The organism is Pseudoalteromonas sp. SG41-5, from assembly GCF_014164495.1.
Classification (GTDB): domain Bacteria; phylum Pseudomonadota; class Gammaproteobacteria; order Enterobacterales; family Alteromonadaceae; genus Pseudoalteromonas; species Pseudoalteromonas rhizosphaerae.
In genome coordinates this window covers 25,544-42,082 of the sequence record NZ_JACJFH010000011.1, presented here as the reverse complement: position 1 = coordinate 42,082, position 16,539 = coordinate 25,544, and the positions used below count along the sequence as shown (strand labels likewise).

The window sequence follows — 16,539 nt, the reverse complement described above, 5'->3', positions numbered from 1 at the left end:
CGTGAATATTGCGCGTGAGTCTTGTGCTTAGTTGGCCGCTAACTAACTGCTAACCAAATACCAACCGCGATCATCAAACTACCAGCGATGCGGTTCATCCACTTGATATTGTCACCTTGGTTTAAAAACAGCCGTAAACTTTTACCGCCAGTGGCATAGAGCATCATGCAAGTGAATTCGCTGAGCATAATGATGGCGACTAACATACTCAATTGTGGCGCAATCGCGTAGTCAATATTTATAAACGGCGGTAGCAGGGAAATCATAAACGCCCAGCCTTTAGGGTTAGCAATCGCGGTGATAAAGCCTTGTGAGAATAGCGCTTGGCGAGATACTTTTAATTTACTGTCTGCGCCTAATTTGATGGTTGCTTTTGCTCGCCACATTGAAATGCCAATGTAGACTAAATAACCTGCACCGAGCCATTTTAATACGTTAAATAGTGTCGGGTAGTTGAGCATGATACTTGCCACCCCTGCGACTGCTGCAACAGCCACAATGGCAACGCCAAGTAATTCGCCAATCATCATCCACATAGTTCTGCGCACGCCAATACTCATTCCTAAGGTCATGGCTAAAGTCATACACATCCCAGGTGTAATAGAGACAAAAAAGAAGGTGGGTATAAATACCCCCAGCACTGCGAAGTCGAGCATGTAAGCATCCGTTAGTTGCTGCAATAGAATGCGCAATAGAATACGCAATAGTAATGGTTTTCGAAAGCGTTAGAAACCAATTTGGGATAGTTAAGCGCAATTATGAGATTGTTAGCACCCGCGATAAAGCTCCGGTTTATCGCTTATTCGTAAGCTAATTGCGATCCCTATAGAGGATGCCGCTGTGATCTTCTGTGTATTGATTACAAACACTTATTTGTAAGTGGGTTTTAACAAATATATTTTTGCTTTGTTGGGTGCTTTGAATTAGGATCAAATCAGTTTAAAACCAAGAACTAATGCCCTGTGTCTAGATTATTTATTGCTATTACCACCATTTTCCTAAGTTTCACTGCAACTGCGGTTGAAGTTACTGATCTATATCAGGACGTATTAAAAGTATCTGACAAATCTCGCGATGCTCGACTAAGCGCCAGCCGCGAAGCGTTGCTAAATGTACTGGTTAAGGTCAGTGGCGATCCGAATGCGGACAAAAATCCAACGGCTCAGCGACGTAGTAAAGATATATCAGATTACATGCTCAAATTTGAATACGACGAAAAAGCCAATGGTCAGCTTAATCTCGTGGTTAAATTTGAAGCAAACAAAATCAACGCACTCGTCAAAGAACTTAATTTACCATTGTGGGGGACGCGTCGTCCGCTGGTGGCTATTTGGCTTGCCATAGAAGATAACTGGCGTCGCGAACTTGTTACCCAAGAAAGCTATCCGCAGTTAGAGCAACTAATTTATAGCACCGCAGCGCGACGTGGTTTGCCTGTCGTGGTGCCATTACTTGATTTACAAGACCGTGCATTAGTGGGAATACCTGAAGTGTGGGGAAATTTCTCTACGCCAGTCGAGCAGGCATCAAGCCGCTATAGTGCAGAGCGCAGTATTACCGCGCGTTTATACAAACAACCTGACAGTGAGGTTTGGCTGTTGGATTGGCGTTTTACTAACGATGAGCTGTTTGAAGCAAACAGAGTAACCGGTGATAAACAACAAGCCATAGCCTTAATGATTGACAGTTTAGCGGCAGGCTTGGCCAATGAATATGCGGTTGATCCAAATTCTACAACGCAGCTTGCCCAAGCGGTGTTTAAATTAAAAGGCACCACTAACTTTGTCGATATAGAGCTTGCTAAACGTCAGCTACAGAGCTTAAGCGTGGTTACCCAAGTGACAATTCGTTCTCGTACCGCTGATATGGTTAGTTTTGCGATAAATCATACTGGCAGTATGCATGATTTACAAAAAGCCTTAGAGCTCGACCGCGCTTTTCAACCCTTTGTTGACCCTCGTGCGTTTTATCCTGTGACAGCGCAAGACGATTTAGAATATCAATGGGTTGGTTTGTAATGCCGGCAATGGAGCCGGTGCAAATGGCATTGCCGGTGACGTTACCGGATGATGAAACGTTTGCCTCTTATTTTGGTGGTGAAAATTCACTGGAAGTGAGTCATTTAAAAAATGCCTTTAAAAGTTTAGCAACCACTTTTCAATATACTTATTTGTGTGGCTTAGGGGATTCAGGTAAATCGCATTTACTGTATGCAACCTGTATTCATGCTCAAGAGCATGGTTTATCAACTATGCTGCTATCAATGCGCGAAGTGATTGATTTCGGTCCTATGGTGCTCGATGGCTTAGATGCCCTTGATGTGCTGTGTATTGATGACGTGCACTTAGTAGCAGGTAACGATGCGTGGGAAAAAGCGTTGTTTAATTTTTTTAATCGTTTTAACGAACCGGGTAAGTGCTTGGTAGTGACAGCGGATCTGTTACCAGACATGCTAAATATTAGCCTGCCGGATCTTGAGTCACGATTAAAATGGGGTACGACATTTCAAATCCGTTCTATGAGTGATGATGACAAAGCCGAAGCCTTAGTAAAGCGTGCCAATATGCGCGGCTTAGAGCTCAGTGATGAATGTGCGCGCTTTTTATTAACGCGTTTGAGTCGTGATATGCGTGCGCTACTTGATGTGCTTGATAAACTTGACCATGCATCGATGGCTGCACAACGTAAATTGACAATTCCTTTCATAAAATCCACTCTAAAACTCTAAATTCTTTTACAACATAGCTTAAGTTCCCATTTTACTTAACCAGAATGGGAAAGAATTCAATAAGATTGGTATAAGGTCTGGAATCTAGCCATTGCTTTCAGTTATCATTAGCTATTACTTAAATCACCTTCTGTGACAGATCAGGTATCGAATGAACTTAGAAAATATATTAGCGCAAGCACTTGAGGCGGTCGCCAGTGCCAGTGAAATCGCGCAGCTTGAAGATATCAGGGTTAACTACCTTGGTAAAAAAGGCGAAATCACGAATCTATTAAAAACCCTTGGTAAAATTGCCCCTGAAGAACGCAAAGAAGCAGGCCAAGTAATTAACCAAGCTAAGCAAGATGTACAAGTTGCGATTAACGACAAGCGCGAATTATTAGCAAGCAAAGCCCTTGAAGAGAAATTAGCCGCTGAAACAATCGATGTAACATTACCCGGTCGTGTTATGCCAACAGGTGGTTTACACCCAGTGACGCGTACCATTGAGCGGATTGAGAGCTTTTTTGGCGAATTAGGTTTTGCGGTTAAATCTGGCCCAGAAGTAGAAGATGATTTTCATAACTTCGACGCGCTAAATATTCCTGAGCATCACCCAGCGCGTGCTGATCACGATACCTTTTACTTTAATCCAAAACTGGTGTTGCGTACGCAAACCAGTGGTGTGCAAATTCGCACCATGGAAGCTGAGCAACCGCCGCTGCGTATTATTTCTCCAGGGCGTGTATACCGTAACGATTACGACCAAACACATACGCCGATGTTCCATCAGGTTGAAGGGTTGATGGTTGATACTGATGTAAGCTTTACTGAGCTTAAAGGTATTTTGCACGATTTCTTGCGTAACTTTTTTGAAGAAGATATGGAAATTCGTTTCCGTCCTTCATTTTTCCCATTTACAGAGCCTTCAGCGGAAGTTGATGTGATGGGTAAAGACGGAAAATGGTTAGAAGTATTAGGTTGCGGAATGGTGCACCCTAACGTGCTTAAATCAGTGGGAATTGATCCAGAAAAATACACTGGTTTTGCTTTTGGTATGGGTGTAGAGCGTTTAACCATGCTGCGTTATGGTGTAAATGACTTACGTGCGTTTTTCGAAAACGATTTGAAATTCCTTAATCAGTTCCGTTAAGAGTGAAGAAATAACATGAAATTTAGTGAAAAGTGGTTAAGAGAGTGGGTTAATCCTGCAATTGACACGCAGGCTCTTTCGGAACAGTTATCGATGGCCGGCCTTGAGGTAGATGGCGTAGAGCCCGCTGCGGCAGAATTCTCTGGCGTTGTTGTCGGTGAAGTAGTTGAATGTGGTCAGCATCCTGATGCAGATAAACTACGTGTAACTAAAATCAATGTCGGTGGCGATGAGCTATTAGATATTGTATGTGGTGCGCCAAATTGCCGTTTAGGTATCAAAGTCGCAGTAGCTATGGTTGGCGCTGTATTACCGGGCGATTTTAAAATTAAAAAAGCCAAACTACGTGGTCAACCGTCTCACGGCATGCTGTGTGCATTCGTGGAGCTGGGTATTAGCGAAGAAGGCGACGGTATCATGGAGTTGCCACTTGATGCACCAGTGGGCACAGACTTACGTGAATACTTAAGCCTTGATGACAACATTATTGATGTTGATTTAACCCCGAATCGTGGTGACTGTTTAGGTATTAAAGGCATCGCTCGTGAAGTGGGCGTACTTAACAGTATTGATGTTAAAGCCCTAGAGATACCAGCGGTTGCAGCAACTATTGATGATAAAGTATCAATTGAACTAGTAAACGATGAAGCCTGCCCACGTTATTTAGGGCGTGTGATCAAAGGCATCAACCTTGACGCCACAACACCACTTTGGATGGTTGAGAAGCTTCGTCGTAGTGGCGTGCGCGCAATTGACCCTGTGGTTGATGTAACTAACTATGTGTTACTTGAACTTGGCCATCCAATGCATGCTTTTGATTTAAATGCGATTGAAGGCGGTATCAAAGTACGTAGCGCCCATGCTGGTGAAGAGCTGGTATTACTAGATGGTAATACTGCTAAGTTGAATGAATCTACCTTAGTAATAGCCGACCATAACAAAGCGCTGGCGATTGCCGGTATCTTTGGCGGTGAGCAATCAGGCGTTACCGAGCAAACAACGGATATTCTATTAGAAAGTGCGTTTTTTAATCCAGTTGCTATCGCAGGGCAAGCCCGTAGCTATGGTTTACACACAGATGCATCGCATCGTTATGAACGTGGTGTGGATTTTGCGCTGCAACATGATGCAATAGAACGTGCAACTGCGTTGTTACTTGAGATTGTAGGCGGTCAAGCAGGCCCTGTAGTTGAAGCTGTTGCAAAAGATAAGCTTCCTAAGGTCACTGAAGTGCGTCTTCGTCGTGCGCGTTTAGACCGTGTTATTGGTCATCATATTGAAGATGCGAAAGTAACCGACATTTTAACCCGTTTAGGGCTTGATGTGAAAATTGTCGATGGTGTGTGGAGTGCAGATGTACCAAGCTACCGTTTTGATATTCGTATCGAAGAAGATCTAATTGAAGAAGTTGCTCGCGTATATGGTTACAACAGTATTCCAAACGTAGCTCCGACTGCTAAATTAAAAATGACCACTCATAACGAAGCCAATATTGCAGTGAGCAAATTTCGCAATACGTTAGTGACTCGTGGTTATCAAGAAGCGATCACTTACAGCTTTGTTGATCCTAAAGCACAGGCTATTTTACACCCAGACAGTGACGCGCTTATTTTGCCACATCCAATTTCGATTGAAATGTCGGCAATGCGTGTGAGCCTTATGCCAGGTTTACTTGCATCAGTAATGTATAACCAAAACCGCCAGCAGCCACGTATTCGTTTATTTGAGCATGGCCTTAAATTTCTACGTGATGAAAACGCAGAGAATGGCGTAAACCAAGTTGCAGTTATCGGTGGTGCTATTACTGGTCTGGCACATGGTGAACATTGGGTTGAAGAAAAGCGCACCGTTGATTTTTATGACTTAAAAGGTGACGTTGAAGCATTACTTTCATTAACCAATGATATAACGCGTTTTGAAATCAAAGCAGAGCAATCAGATGGCTTACATCCGGGCCAATCTGCGGTGATTTATGTTGAAGGTAAAAAGGTCGGTTTCTTTGGTGCTATTCATCCTCAAGTACAAAAATCGTTAGATATCAATAATGCGACTTACGTGTTTGAAATTGAAATGACAGCCATTGAAAAAAGAAATTTACCAGAGGCTGTAGGGGTTTCGAAGTTCCCTTCAAACCGCCGCGACATCGCTATTTTAGTGGAAGATCAGGTGAAATCTGGCGACATTTTATCAGTGATAGAAAAAGTTGGCGGAAATCAATTGGTTGACCTAAACTTATTCGATGTGTATAAGGGCAAAGGTATTGAGCCAAATTATAAGAGTTTGGCGATTGCTCTAACACTGCAAGCGGTTGATAGAACACTCGAAGAGAAAGATATCAATCTAGTAGTTGATAACGTGGTGGCCGCACTGGCCGAACAGTTTAATGCATCGTTGAGGGACTAGATATGGCGCTTACTAAAGCCGACATAGCTGAACACCTATTTGAAAAATTGGGGATCAATAAAAAGGATGCCAAAGATTTAGTTGAAGCGTTTTTTGAAGAAATCCGCTCAGCGCTTGAAAAAGGCGAGCAGGTTAAGCTCTCTGGATTTGGTAACTTTGATCTTCGTGACAAGAAAGAAAGGCCTGGCCGTAACCCGAAAACTGGGGAAGATATCCCTATTTCGGCACGACGCGTCGTCACCTTTCGACCTGGTCAAAAGCTCAAAACTCGTGTTGAAGTTGGTACGAGCAAATAAATTAAAAAAGGCAGCGTCAGCTGCCTTTTTCTTTTCTATAAACTAAGTTTGAACGCGATTAAAAATCCCGTGGTGAAACAAACTGCCCAGCTTGAATACTGTCGTAGGTTTGCTGTGCGAGGGTATCTAATCCGCTGAGACTTTTTCCTGTTGCTGTTAGCTGCTGTTCAATTGGGAATATTTCAACATTGGTTATCCCAGAAAGCTGCGCAATTTTTGCAAAAGTATAGGCATGCTTATATTTTTCCTGCTTATAAAACAAACTGGTCAATGTGGTGAATATTTCGGGGTTTGGAGTTTGCTCAGCTTTGTTTAGCTCTAACGTTTTATACAGTAAGTCTATGGTCTTATCTTCATCAAACTTAATATAGTAGCTGGCTAAGAAAAACTGGATTTCAGCGTCCTCAGTGACACTAGGATCGTTTTCAAGCGCAAGTAATTTAGTCAGGGCTGATTGGTCATTATTGCGTGACCAGTGATAATACAACAACCCAGGGTGGTTAGTATTTTTGGTATCTTGAAATAACCGTGTCATTTCCTTGATACTGGTTAAATGCGCTTCAACGCGTGAGGTGGTTTTTTCTTTTAACTTGATATGCTCAATTTTTGCCGCCAGCGATACGCATCTATCGTATTTTTCAAAACCCTTTAATAATAAATATTTGTTATCGTCAGTCGGTTGTTTGTATTCATGGTAACGCGCCATGATCACATCAGCACGCTGTGCTTTACAGTGACTATCGGTATTTAAATCATTACATAAACCTGGGGTTTCTTTACACACCTTTGCAAGTGTCAACGGTTCTTCACACCCAGTTAATGCCAACAAACTCAGTAAAACACTTGCTCTTAGTAACATCCCTTAACCTCACCTTAATAATTACCTTGTTATTCTAGCGTAATGAATTGATCTCTAACAGTGGAGAATAAAGTTAGTTTAAATTAGAATAGCGAAGCCCACTGAGGCGTGTTGCTCTCAAAATTCAATACGTCTTATGGCTATCCGTTCAAAAATTGTTTAATTAGGTAAATAAAATGACCTCATCTCACGAGTTAGAATACACAAATAGTTGGCAAGAACGCCAAGATTACGCAGAAAGTATGCAACCTATCATTGGTAAGCTTTATCGTAATCGTGGTATTGAAATCGCGGTATATGGCCGTCCTCTCGTCAATGCCAGTACAATTGATATCATCAAATCTCACAAAACAGTGGCACAGTTTGAAGGTACTAAACTACGTTTACGCGAAAGCTTTCCGTTTTTAGAAGCTATTAGCAAAATGGATTTAAACTCTGCCCGTATCGATATTGGTAAACTGGCTTATGGTTATTTATTTAACGATGTTGCAAATGGTCGTTCTATCGAAGAATATTTAAACGATGAGTTAGCTGAAATTGTAAACTCACAAGCCAAAGAGCCACGCGATGTGGTGTTATATGGTTTTGGTCGTATCGGTCGTTTACTAGCGCGTTTGTTAATTGAAAAATCAGGTCCTTATGCGGATTTACGCTTACGTGCAATCGTTGTTCGTGGTGGTAAAGACGGCGACCTTGAAAAGCGTGCTAGCCTATTACGTCGTGATTCAATTCATGGTCCTTTTAATGGTTCAATCACCATTGATAAAGAACGTAATGCAATAAAAGCCAATGGTAGCTACATTCAGGTGATCTATGCTAACTCTCCAGATGAAATTGACTACACAGCATATGGTATTGAAAACGCATTGATCGTTGATAATACGGGGATCTGGAAAGACGAAGCTGGCCTTGGCTTACATTTAAAATCAAAAGGCGCTGCAAAAGTACTATTAACAGCACCGGCGAAAGGCAATATCAAAAACATCGTATATGGTGTTAATAACCACGATATCAAACCGGAAGATAAAATTGTTTGTGCAGCAAGCTGTACTACCAACGCAATCACACCAACATTAAAAGCACTTAATGATAAGTTTGGTATTAACAATGGTCACGTTGAAACAGTTCACTCGTACACTAATGACCAAAATTTGATTGATAACTACCACAAAGCAGATCGTCGTGGCCGTGCCGCAGCACTTAATATGGTGATCACTGAGACTGGCGCAGCTAAAGCTGTTTCAAAAGCATTACCAGAACTTGAAGGCAAATTAACGGGTAACGCAATCCGTGTACCTACACCGAATGTGTCTCTGGCTATTTTGAACTTAAACCTTGCGACCAGCACCACGGTTGAGGAGTTAAACTCGTTCTTACGCCATGCTGCTCTGCATTCAGAGTTACGCGACCAAATTGATTACACGGCCTCTACTGAGATTGTGTCTACCGATTTAGTCGGCAGTCGTTATGCGGGTGTAGTTGATTCAACCGCCACTATCGTTGATGACAACCGTATTGTACTTTATGTTTGGTACGATAATGAGTTTGGTTACAGCTGCCAAGTTGTGCGTTGTATGCGCGATATGGCCGAGGTTTCATTCCCAAGCTTGCCACGTTAATCGGTAATAGCTTAAAAATCTTTACAAAAAGCCAGCATTCGCTGGCTTTTTTAGTCATGAATGTTTTTTCAAAACCCAAGCCATGTGGTAGGCTGTATCCAGTTTGCTACATTTTAATAACAATGCGTCCATTATAGTGAGGCGTTATTTAATTTCTAACTAACAAGCGATGAGTTAGCGATTAATTTTTCATATATAGGTTTAATAAAATGAAAATCACCAGTAATTTTGACAGTGGCAATATCAAGGTCATTGCCGCGACCGATCCACTTAATATTCAGCTTGAGATCAATAAAGATCATTTATCTGATTTTTTTCAGTGGTTCCATTTCCGTTTAGAAACAACACCTTTTCAAAGCCATAAATTACATATCAATAACCTTGAAAATTCAGCTTATCCTGACGGCTGGGAAGGTTATCAGGCAGTTGCATCATATGATCGCCAAACCTGGTTTCGTGTTCCTTCAAACTATGCTGATGGCACGTTATCATTTGAGATTGAGCCAGAATGTGGCTGTGTTTATTTTGCTTACTTTGCACCATATAGCTACGAGCGTCACTTAGATCTAATCACATGGGCACAAAGCCAAGAAGCCTGTCAGCTTGAAACCTTAGGTGAAACACTTGATGGCCGTGATATGAGCGTACTGCGCATTGGTGGCGAAAGTGATGAAAATAAGAAAACTATTTGGATAACAGCCCGTCAACATCCAGGCGAAACGATGGCCGAATGGTTTGTTGAAGGTGTATTACATAAGTTATTAGATGATGAAGATCCACATGCAGCAGCATTGTTATCAAAAGCGGTATTTTACATCGTACCGAACATGAACCCTGATGGCAGTGCTCGCGGGCATTTACGTACTAACGCAAAAGGAGTTAACTTAAATCGTGAATGGCAAACTCCCAGCATGGAAAATAGCCCAGAAGTATATTTAGTGCTAAATAAAATGCGTGAGACCGGTGTTGATATGCACCTTGATATTCACGGAGATGAAGCGATTCCATATAACTTTGTAGCCGGTAGTGAAGGTATCCCAAGCTATGATGCACGCTTAAAAGACTTAGAAGACAGTTTTAAAGCGGCATTGCACATAGTGACTCCTGAGTTTCAAGATGTCCACGGTTACCCGAAAGATGAGCCAGGTCAAGCCAATCTAACGGTGGGGTCATCAGCTGTTGCAGAAGAATTTAAAGCGCTTGCTTATACGGTTGAAATGCCATTTAAGGATAACGATGGTTTACCAGATCCTGATTATGGCTGGTCAGATCGCCGTTCATATCAATTTGGCCAAGACACCTTGGCTGCGATTGTTAACGTAGTAGATAAATTAAGATAACGCGTTTGTACTAAGGGCATCATTCATATCGATGCCCTTAGTTTTTTTAATCGCGATGAATGGCATTAGCGACGCTAATAAAGCGATGATATTTGTTTAATGTGTTACTTAAATCTTTTCCAAGCTCTGTTCGAGCCGTATATTTAAGTTACCTGCATAAAACCACGTAGGGTTAATTAAGTTTTACAAGTAGTTGTTTTGAAAAATAAGTGTTAACAAACTTAGATCGTTTAAGTTAATATTCAAAAAGTTGCAGGGGAGGTAGTAATGTTGTTACCTTATTTCCCATAGCCATATGTCGCGCATTCTGATTAGCTACAGCAGAGTATCGTAACTAGAAAATAATAAATATAACTATAGAGGATATCCATGGAAGCTTTTGTAAGCGCTGTTAATGATGTTGTTTGGAGTAATGCACTCATCTATTTATGCCTAGGCGCAGGCTTGTTCTATTCTGTATTAACCCGATTTGCTCAAGTTAGACATTTTAAAGAAATGTGCAAATTACTATTTAGCCCTAACACCTCAGATAAAGGGATCTCATCTTTTCAAGCATTGGCTGTGTCGTTATCTGGACGAGTAGGGGTTGGTAATATAGCCGGTGTAGCGGCAGCAATTGGCTTTGGTGGCCCTGGTGCTATTTTTTGGATGTGGATAGTGGCTTTTCTAGGGGCAAGTACCGCGTACGCCGAATCTACATTAGGGCAAATTTATAAAACAGAAGAAGATGGCCAATATCGCGGCGGCCCAGCATATTATTTTGATCGCTGTTTAGAACAAAAATGGCTGGCGATTTTATTTGCCGTGTCGGCAATTATTGCATGTGGTGTTTTTCTGCCGGGCGTGCAAGCCAATGCAGTTGGCAACGCGTTTACCCAAGTGTTTGGTGATGGCACTATGGTCTCAACGAGTTTTGGTGAAGTTGGTAGCTTTAAATTGGTTGCTTTGGCAATTATTCTTATTGTTTTAGCGTTTATTATCTTCGGTGGTATTAAGCGTATTGCTAACTTTACTCAAATTGTGGTGCCATTTATGGCGTTAGGCTACATAGTATTAGCTTTAATCGTGGTATTTTTAAATATCGATAAAGTACCTGATATCTTCTCTTTAATCATAACAGATGCGTTTACCGCACAGGCCGGTTTTGGTGCCGCTATTGGTTGGGGTGTAAAACGTGGTATTTATTCTAACGAAGCTGGTCAAGGTACCGGACCGCATGCAGCTGCAGCGGCTGAAGTTGATCACCCAGCCCAACAAGGTTTAGTGCAAGCTTTTTCTGTTTATGTTGATACTATTTTTGTTTGTACTGCGACAGCATTAATGATTTTAATTACCCAGCAATACAATGTAGTGGGTGAATTACCTGCAGGGCAATTTATTGTACAAAACGTTGATGCTGCAACTGAAGTTGGTTCAGCTGCTTTCACGCAAATGGCTTTATTCAGCGTGTTTGGTGGTTTTGGTGAAGCATTTGTTGGAATTGCATTGTTCTTCTTCGCTTTTACTACAATACTTGCTTATTATTATATTGCTGAAACCAATATCGCATATTTAAATCGTTATTTTAAAGGTACTATTCCGCTTGTGATGGTGAAATTTGTGATTATGTTTATGGTGTCATATGGCATGGTAAACAGCTCTGGTTATATCTGGAGTATTGGTGACATTGGTGTAGGTTTAATGGCTTGGATAAATATATTGGGCATTTTATCAATATTCTTTGTGGCTAGACCTGCGCTATTATGTTTGCGCGATTACGAAGATCAGAAGAAAAAAGGCGGGGATATCACATTTGACCCTGTTAAGTTAGGGATCAAAAACGCTACTTTTTGGGAAAAGCGTCTCGCAAAACAATCAAAAGACTCTCAGTTATAGGATTGAGTGGTGTAATCAGAGATGTTTTGGTTATTGTAAAAATTAGATACTCGTTGTTTTTCGGATCTCAGCTATTGGCTGCAATTGAAAAAAGACAACGACAAATAAAACACGTACAATAAAGGGCGCCGCAAGGCGCCTTTTTTATGCGTAGATTTTTATGCGAAGTATGGAGAAAGATATGGCAATTGTTCGTTGTCCTAGTTGTAATAAGTCAATATCCGATAAACACCAACAGTGCCCTCACTGTGAGAATAATGTAGCGCAGCTTGATGATGAACAACGTCAACAGCTAGCGCGCGAAAAACGCATTCAAAAACAACAAATGTTTATGAATCATTCTTTTTTTGCTTTACTGATATTTTTAGGTGGATTCTTTAGTTTATACTTTTTACATCCAGAACCTGAAACTCCATCGTGGTACGCATGCTCCGCAGCCATTGCAATCGGTTGTATTTGGTATTTAATAAACCGCGTTATTTTAGTGACTTTAAAAAAGAAAAAATGACATGAACATCGATAATCTCGTAAAAACAATTACCCCAGAATTATTCGAACGCCTCCAGTATGGTGCCGCAACAGGTAAGTGGCCTGATGGCACGGTACTCAGTGACGAGCAAAAGCAGCAGACAGTGCAATTAGTCATGCTTTACCAAGCAAAAGTAGCGCAAACAAATGAGCAATTCACCATCGGTTCTAATGGTGAAATGGTGCAAAAAACCAAAGCACAATTGCAAAAAGAATTTACCGCAGACAACGAAATAGCAAGGTTTAGTGAACATGATCTTTAAACACCTTTTTACCCCGAAGTGGAAGCACCCGAAGCAACAAGTACGTTTAGAGGCAATTGAAAAGCTAGATGTAGAGCGTGATGCGACGATTTTAAATGCATTAGCTCTGGAAGATAGTTCAGCAGAGATCCGTAAAAAAGCGCTTAATAAAGTCAATGATTTAGTGCTGTGGTGGCAGGCGTATAAACAAGATCAAAGTTTAAAAGAATTAGCAGAACAGCATATATCAAATGCCGTACTGAGTGATGAAAGTAACTTATCTAGCCACATTAAAAACGAATACATAGAGCGTTTTGCTCCGGTAAAAACGCTTGAAAAACTTGCATTTGCAGAAAAAGAACTGCAAGTAAGAGCGAAGCTATTAAAACGTTTGGCTAATCCTAAGTTAGTTGAAAAGGCGTTCAAAGAAGGTTCAAGCGAACTACAAGTGCACCTTGTTGAGCAAGTGATCACCCATCAATTAGTGAAAAGCTTAGTTAAGCATGCACATGATGAGGCAAAATTAACCCTTGAGACGCATATAGAAAATGAGCGTTTAGCAATTGAAATGCCATTAAAAGTACAAAATGATACTCGTGTTATTTTGGCAAAACTTAATGCATTACGTGAAAAACAAGACTATGCGCTTGTTACTCAACAATATGGTGAGTTAACCCAGCAATGGCAGGCACTTGATCTAACCTGGTTAAATCCAGAACAACGCGAGACGGTTGCAAATAAATACATCGTACTAACCGAAAAATTAAATGAGTTAGTTAGTCAATTACAAGCTGTTCATGAGCAGCAACAACAACGGTTAGCTCAGCAGCAACGACAATTATTGGCGTTGGCAAATTTAGAAGCGTTAAGTGATGAAATTGAAAATGCGCTACAAGTTGGCTTAGAAACACCAGAGCAAATACAACAAGATTGGTTGGAAGCTAAAGTTGCACAAGCACAGGAAACACTGACACAAAGCGAACTGCAAGACGGCGGGCAAAAAAACCAAGTGACTGGCAGATTAACAAGTTTGTTTAAGCAAGTAGCTAAATTACCAGAGCTTAGTGAAGCGATCAGGGTTTTTAAAACTTCATTAAAAGAATTGAGCAGTATCAACACTGACGATATTGACCAAGCAAATTATGATGAGGCTAATCGCCAATTTAAGCAGACGTATAAAGCGGCGAATGCATCTTTAGCTCAGTTACCTAAGCCGTTACAAGGGCCTTTTAAAGCACAATTAAATGAGCAACAACAACGCTGGAATAAAGCTGTTGCACCTATTAGTGATACATTAACAAAAAATCAGCAACAAGCTACTCGCAAAGGACGCGATGTTCAGCGCCTTATTGAACAAGGCCGTTTTAATGTTGCATTTGGTGTGTTTAAAGGCTTTATTGAGCTGTATGAAACGTTAACTCCAGTTAGTCAGCAAAGTCTTGAAAAAGTCAAAGCAGATCTTGAGCAGCAGTTAGAAAATGCTCGTGATTGGCAAAAGTATGCGTCTGCCCCTAAGCGTGAAGAGCTACTAACTGAAATTACCAGTTTGCTCAATCAACCTTGCACAGATGCCAAGGCGCGCGCAAACGAAGTGAAAACATTACGCCGTCGTTGGAATGAGCTTGGACGTTTAGATACCGAGCAAGAGCAGGCGCAAGGTAAAGAGTTTGATGACAAGATAGAGCTATTATTTGCACCATGTCGTGAACATTTTGCGCAACTTGAACAACAGCGCGAAACGACGAAACTTGAACGCGAAGCGATTATCACTCAGATGAAATCATTGGCTGATACTGATACGACGAGCGATGAGTTTGATTGGAAAGAGTTTGAAAGCCAATACAATCGTATCAATAAAGTATGGCGTAATGCTGGTAATGTAGAGCCAAAAGTATACCGTGCTTTGCAAACACAATATAAAGCGCAGCAACAGCAAGTATTCAATGCGTTGAATGCGTTTCATAAAAGCAACGCGGCAGCAAAAAATGCACTCGTTGAACAAGCACAGCAATTATCAGTAAGTGAAGACTTAGCTGATGCTTGTCAGCAGCTCAAAGAGCTGCAACAGCAGTGGCAGGGAATAGGCTTTGCGGGTGTAAAAGCTGAAAATGCATTATGGCAAAAATTCCGTCAATGCAACGATGTGACATTTGCCAAACGCAGTGAAGAGTTTGCTCAGCATAAGCAGCAACAAGCCGCCGACAACGCAGTTATCGCAGCACAGTTGAGTGAACTTGAAGACGCATTACCAGCGGTTAATCAAAAAGCGCAATTACTAGATTTACGCACTAAGCTAATTGTGCTTGAAGGGAGCAAAGAATTAAATAACCGCATGCAAAAGCTATTAGCTAACATTGATGGTAAATTAGCCGTGCTGACAGAACAAGCAGCACAGGCTGATTTTAGCGCTTTATTTAGTGCGCTTGAAAACCAGCAAGCAATACCTGCACAATGGCAAGGGTGTGCTGATACGCATTTAACCATTACGCAACTGATGTTAAGAATGGAAATTCTAGCTAATGTTGCCAGTCCTGAGGGAGCACCTCGTATGGCTGAGCAGGTTGCAATGCTTGACGATAAGCATCGCGGTGAACAAGCTGATCTACATTATTACTTAAAACAGTTATTGGCTCTGGCTCAAGGTTCAGTTGATGCTGACACACTAGGACGTTTAAAAGCGGTATTTAGCATTTAAATAATCTAGGGCGCCGCAGATTAAATAAAGCCGCCGTTGTGCGGCTTTTGTTTTTATTTGGTTTTTGACGATAATATTATAGTAAAGGAAAAACAATGAAGTATATTTTATTAATTAGCTGTTTATTACTCTCTGCTTGTAACACCACGAACGGCGTATCTGTTTATTCATTTACTAGCAGCGAAATTGAAACAGCACTTAACCAGCAATTACCAAAACTTAGTGAAGAAGTCAGCTTGATGGGGTTACCTGTACAGTTTAATGTGAATGATTTAAGCGTGAATGTCGGCCCTGATAATCGTGATGTAATCGTATTAGGTGCAGATTCGAGTGCTGTTATAAATACTTTCGCACTTAAATACCCAGTGCGTCTGAAGCTGCAAATAGAAGGTGCGCCATTTTATGATAGTGAGAAAAAAGCGGTATTTCTACGGAATGTAAAATTGCTTGATTCAACTATCGACGCGGGCGGTTTTAAGGGAAACCTAGCGGTGCTTGATGATGAAGCAATGAAAGTTATTAACGGATTTTTAGCTGTAAACCCAGTCTATAGATTAAATATGAATGATCCTAAGGTTGCGCTATTAAGTAAATTACCTTTAGATATGAAAGTAGAGCAAGGCGCAATTAAATTAGTACCTAGCATTTAAACTAATATTATTCAGATGGTTGAAGCCCTGCACGTACAGGGCTTTTTTGTATCTGTTTAAATATAAGTAAGGTGGTTGTTGCTTAATTTAAAAGGGGAGGTACACGCTATAAGGGCTGCTATTTATAACCGTCATCGAGATATAAATTAAAAGAATAATTTTATTATATAGG

The 16,539-nt window shown here is 41.1% G+C and carries 14 protein-coding genes; 12 read left to right on the top strand and 2 right to left on the bottom strand.

Annotated elements, in window-relative coordinates; all coding sequences use genetic code 11:
* Nucleotides 1-38: 38 nt before the first annotated feature.
* The gene (locus H5232_RS04885; protein WP_182717982.1) at nucleotides 39-656 is read right to left on the bottom strand and encodes a LysE family translocator; all 618 of its coding nucleotides are present in this window, start codon (nucleotides 654-656) and stop codon (nucleotides 39-41) included.
* A 306-nt stretch (nucleotides 657-962) separates the two neighbouring features.
* On the opposite strand from H5232_RS04885, the gene H5232_RS04880 reads away from it, so the two are divergent.
* The 5 genes from H5232_RS04880 to ihfA all read left to right on the top strand — a co-directional run bounded on the left by H5232_RS04880 (nucleotide 963) and on the right by ihfA (nucleotide 6,559).
* Nucleotides 963-2,018 (top strand): DUF2066 domain-containing protein, encoded by a 1,056-nt coding sequence (locus H5232_RS04880; protein ID WP_182717933.1) that lies wholly within the window; start codon nucleotides 963-965, stop codon nucleotides 2,016-2,018.
* Nucleotides 2,018-2,728 carry a DnaA inactivator Hda gene (gene hda / locus H5232_RS04875; RefSeq protein ID WP_179959227.1) on the top strand — a complete coding sequence of 237 codons (711 nt, stop codon included), beginning with the start codon at nucleotides 2,018-2,020 and terminating at the stop codon, nucleotides 2,726-2,728. Before H5232_RS04880 ends, hda begins: the two co-directional genes overlap by 1 nt.
* A gap of 151 nt (nucleotides 2,729-2,879) precedes the next feature.
* On the top strand, nucleotides 2,880-3,860 hold the full coding sequence (pheS, locus tag H5232_RS04870) for a phenylalanine--tRNA ligase subunit alpha (protein WP_145241591.1): 981 nt from the start codon (nucleotides 2,880-2,882) through the stop codon (nucleotides 3,858-3,860).
* 15 nt (nucleotides 3,861-3,875) lie between these two features.
* A complete protein-coding gene (gene pheT, locus H5232_RS04865) occupies nucleotides 3,876-6,263 on the top strand; it encodes a phenylalanine--tRNA ligase subunit beta (protein WP_182717934.1) in 2,388 nt (795 codons plus the stop codon).
* A gap of 2 nt (nucleotides 6,264-6,265) precedes the next feature.
* Entirely contained in the window at nucleotides 6,266-6,559 is a 294-nt protein-coding gene (gene ihfA / locus H5232_RS04860) for an integration host factor subunit alpha (protein ID WP_016707763.1), read from the top strand.
* A 58-nt stretch (nucleotides 6,560-6,617) separates the two neighbouring features.
* Here the strand turns inward: ihfA and H5232_RS04855 are convergent, their stop codons facing one another.
* Nucleotides 6,618-7,418, bottom strand: a complete 801-nt coding sequence (locus H5232_RS04855; RefSeq protein WP_149982909.1) for a DUF2989 domain-containing protein — start codon at nucleotides 7,416-7,418, stop codon at nucleotides 6,618-6,620.
* A 176-nt stretch (nucleotides 7,419-7,594) separates the two neighbouring features.
* Here H5232_RS04855 and H5232_RS04850 point away from each other — a divergent pair, with 176 nt between their 5' ends.
* The 7 genes from H5232_RS04850 (at nucleotide 7,595) to H5232_RS04820 (ending at nucleotide 16,367) form a co-directional block, all read left to right on the top strand.
* On the top strand, nucleotides 7,595-9,037 hold the full coding sequence (locus H5232_RS04850) for a glyceraldehyde-3-phosphate dehydrogenase (protein WP_145241596.1): 1,443 nt from the start codon (nucleotides 7,595-7,597) through the stop codon (nucleotides 9,035-9,037).
* Nucleotides 9,038-9,246: 209 nt separating this feature from the next.
* Nucleotides 9,247-10,377 carry a carboxypeptidase family protein gene (locus H5232_RS04845; protein WP_149982910.1) on the top strand — a complete coding sequence of 377 codons (1,131 nt, stop codon included), beginning with the start codon at nucleotides 9,247-9,249 and terminating at the stop codon, nucleotides 10,375-10,377.
* 369 nt (nucleotides 10,378-10,746) lie between these two features.
* The gene (locus tag H5232_RS04840; RefSeq protein ID WP_182717936.1) at nucleotides 10,747-12,252 is read left to right on the top strand and encodes a sodium:alanine symporter family protein; all 1,506 of its coding nucleotides are present in this window, start codon (nucleotides 10,747-10,749) and stop codon (nucleotides 12,250-12,252) included.
* Between the two features lie 181 nt (nucleotides 12,253-12,433).
* Nucleotides 12,434-12,760, top strand: coding sequence for a hypothetical protein (locus tag H5232_RS04835; RefSeq protein ID WP_149982912.1), 327 nt, complete (start codon nucleotides 12,434-12,436; stop codon nucleotides 12,758-12,760).
* A gap of 1 nt (nucleotide 12,761) precedes the next feature.
* On the top strand, nucleotides 12,762-13,043 hold the full coding sequence (locus tag H5232_RS04830; RefSeq protein ID WP_016707757.1) for a YeaC family protein: 282 nt from the start codon (nucleotides 12,762-12,764) through the stop codon (nucleotides 13,041-13,043).
* On the top strand, nucleotides 13,033-15,717 hold the full coding sequence (locus H5232_RS04825; RefSeq protein ID WP_182717937.1) for a DUF349 domain-containing protein: 2,685 nt from the start codon (nucleotides 13,033-13,035) through the stop codon (nucleotides 15,715-15,717). Before H5232_RS04830 ends, H5232_RS04825 begins: the two co-directional genes overlap by 11 nt.
* A 95-nt stretch (nucleotides 15,718-15,812) precedes the next feature.
* On the top strand, nucleotides 15,813-16,367 hold the full coding sequence (locus tag H5232_RS04820; protein ID WP_182830596.1) for a DUF1439 domain-containing protein: 555 nt from the start codon (nucleotides 15,813-15,815) through the stop codon (nucleotides 16,365-16,367).
* Nucleotides 16,368-16,539 lie beyond the last annotated feature (172 nt).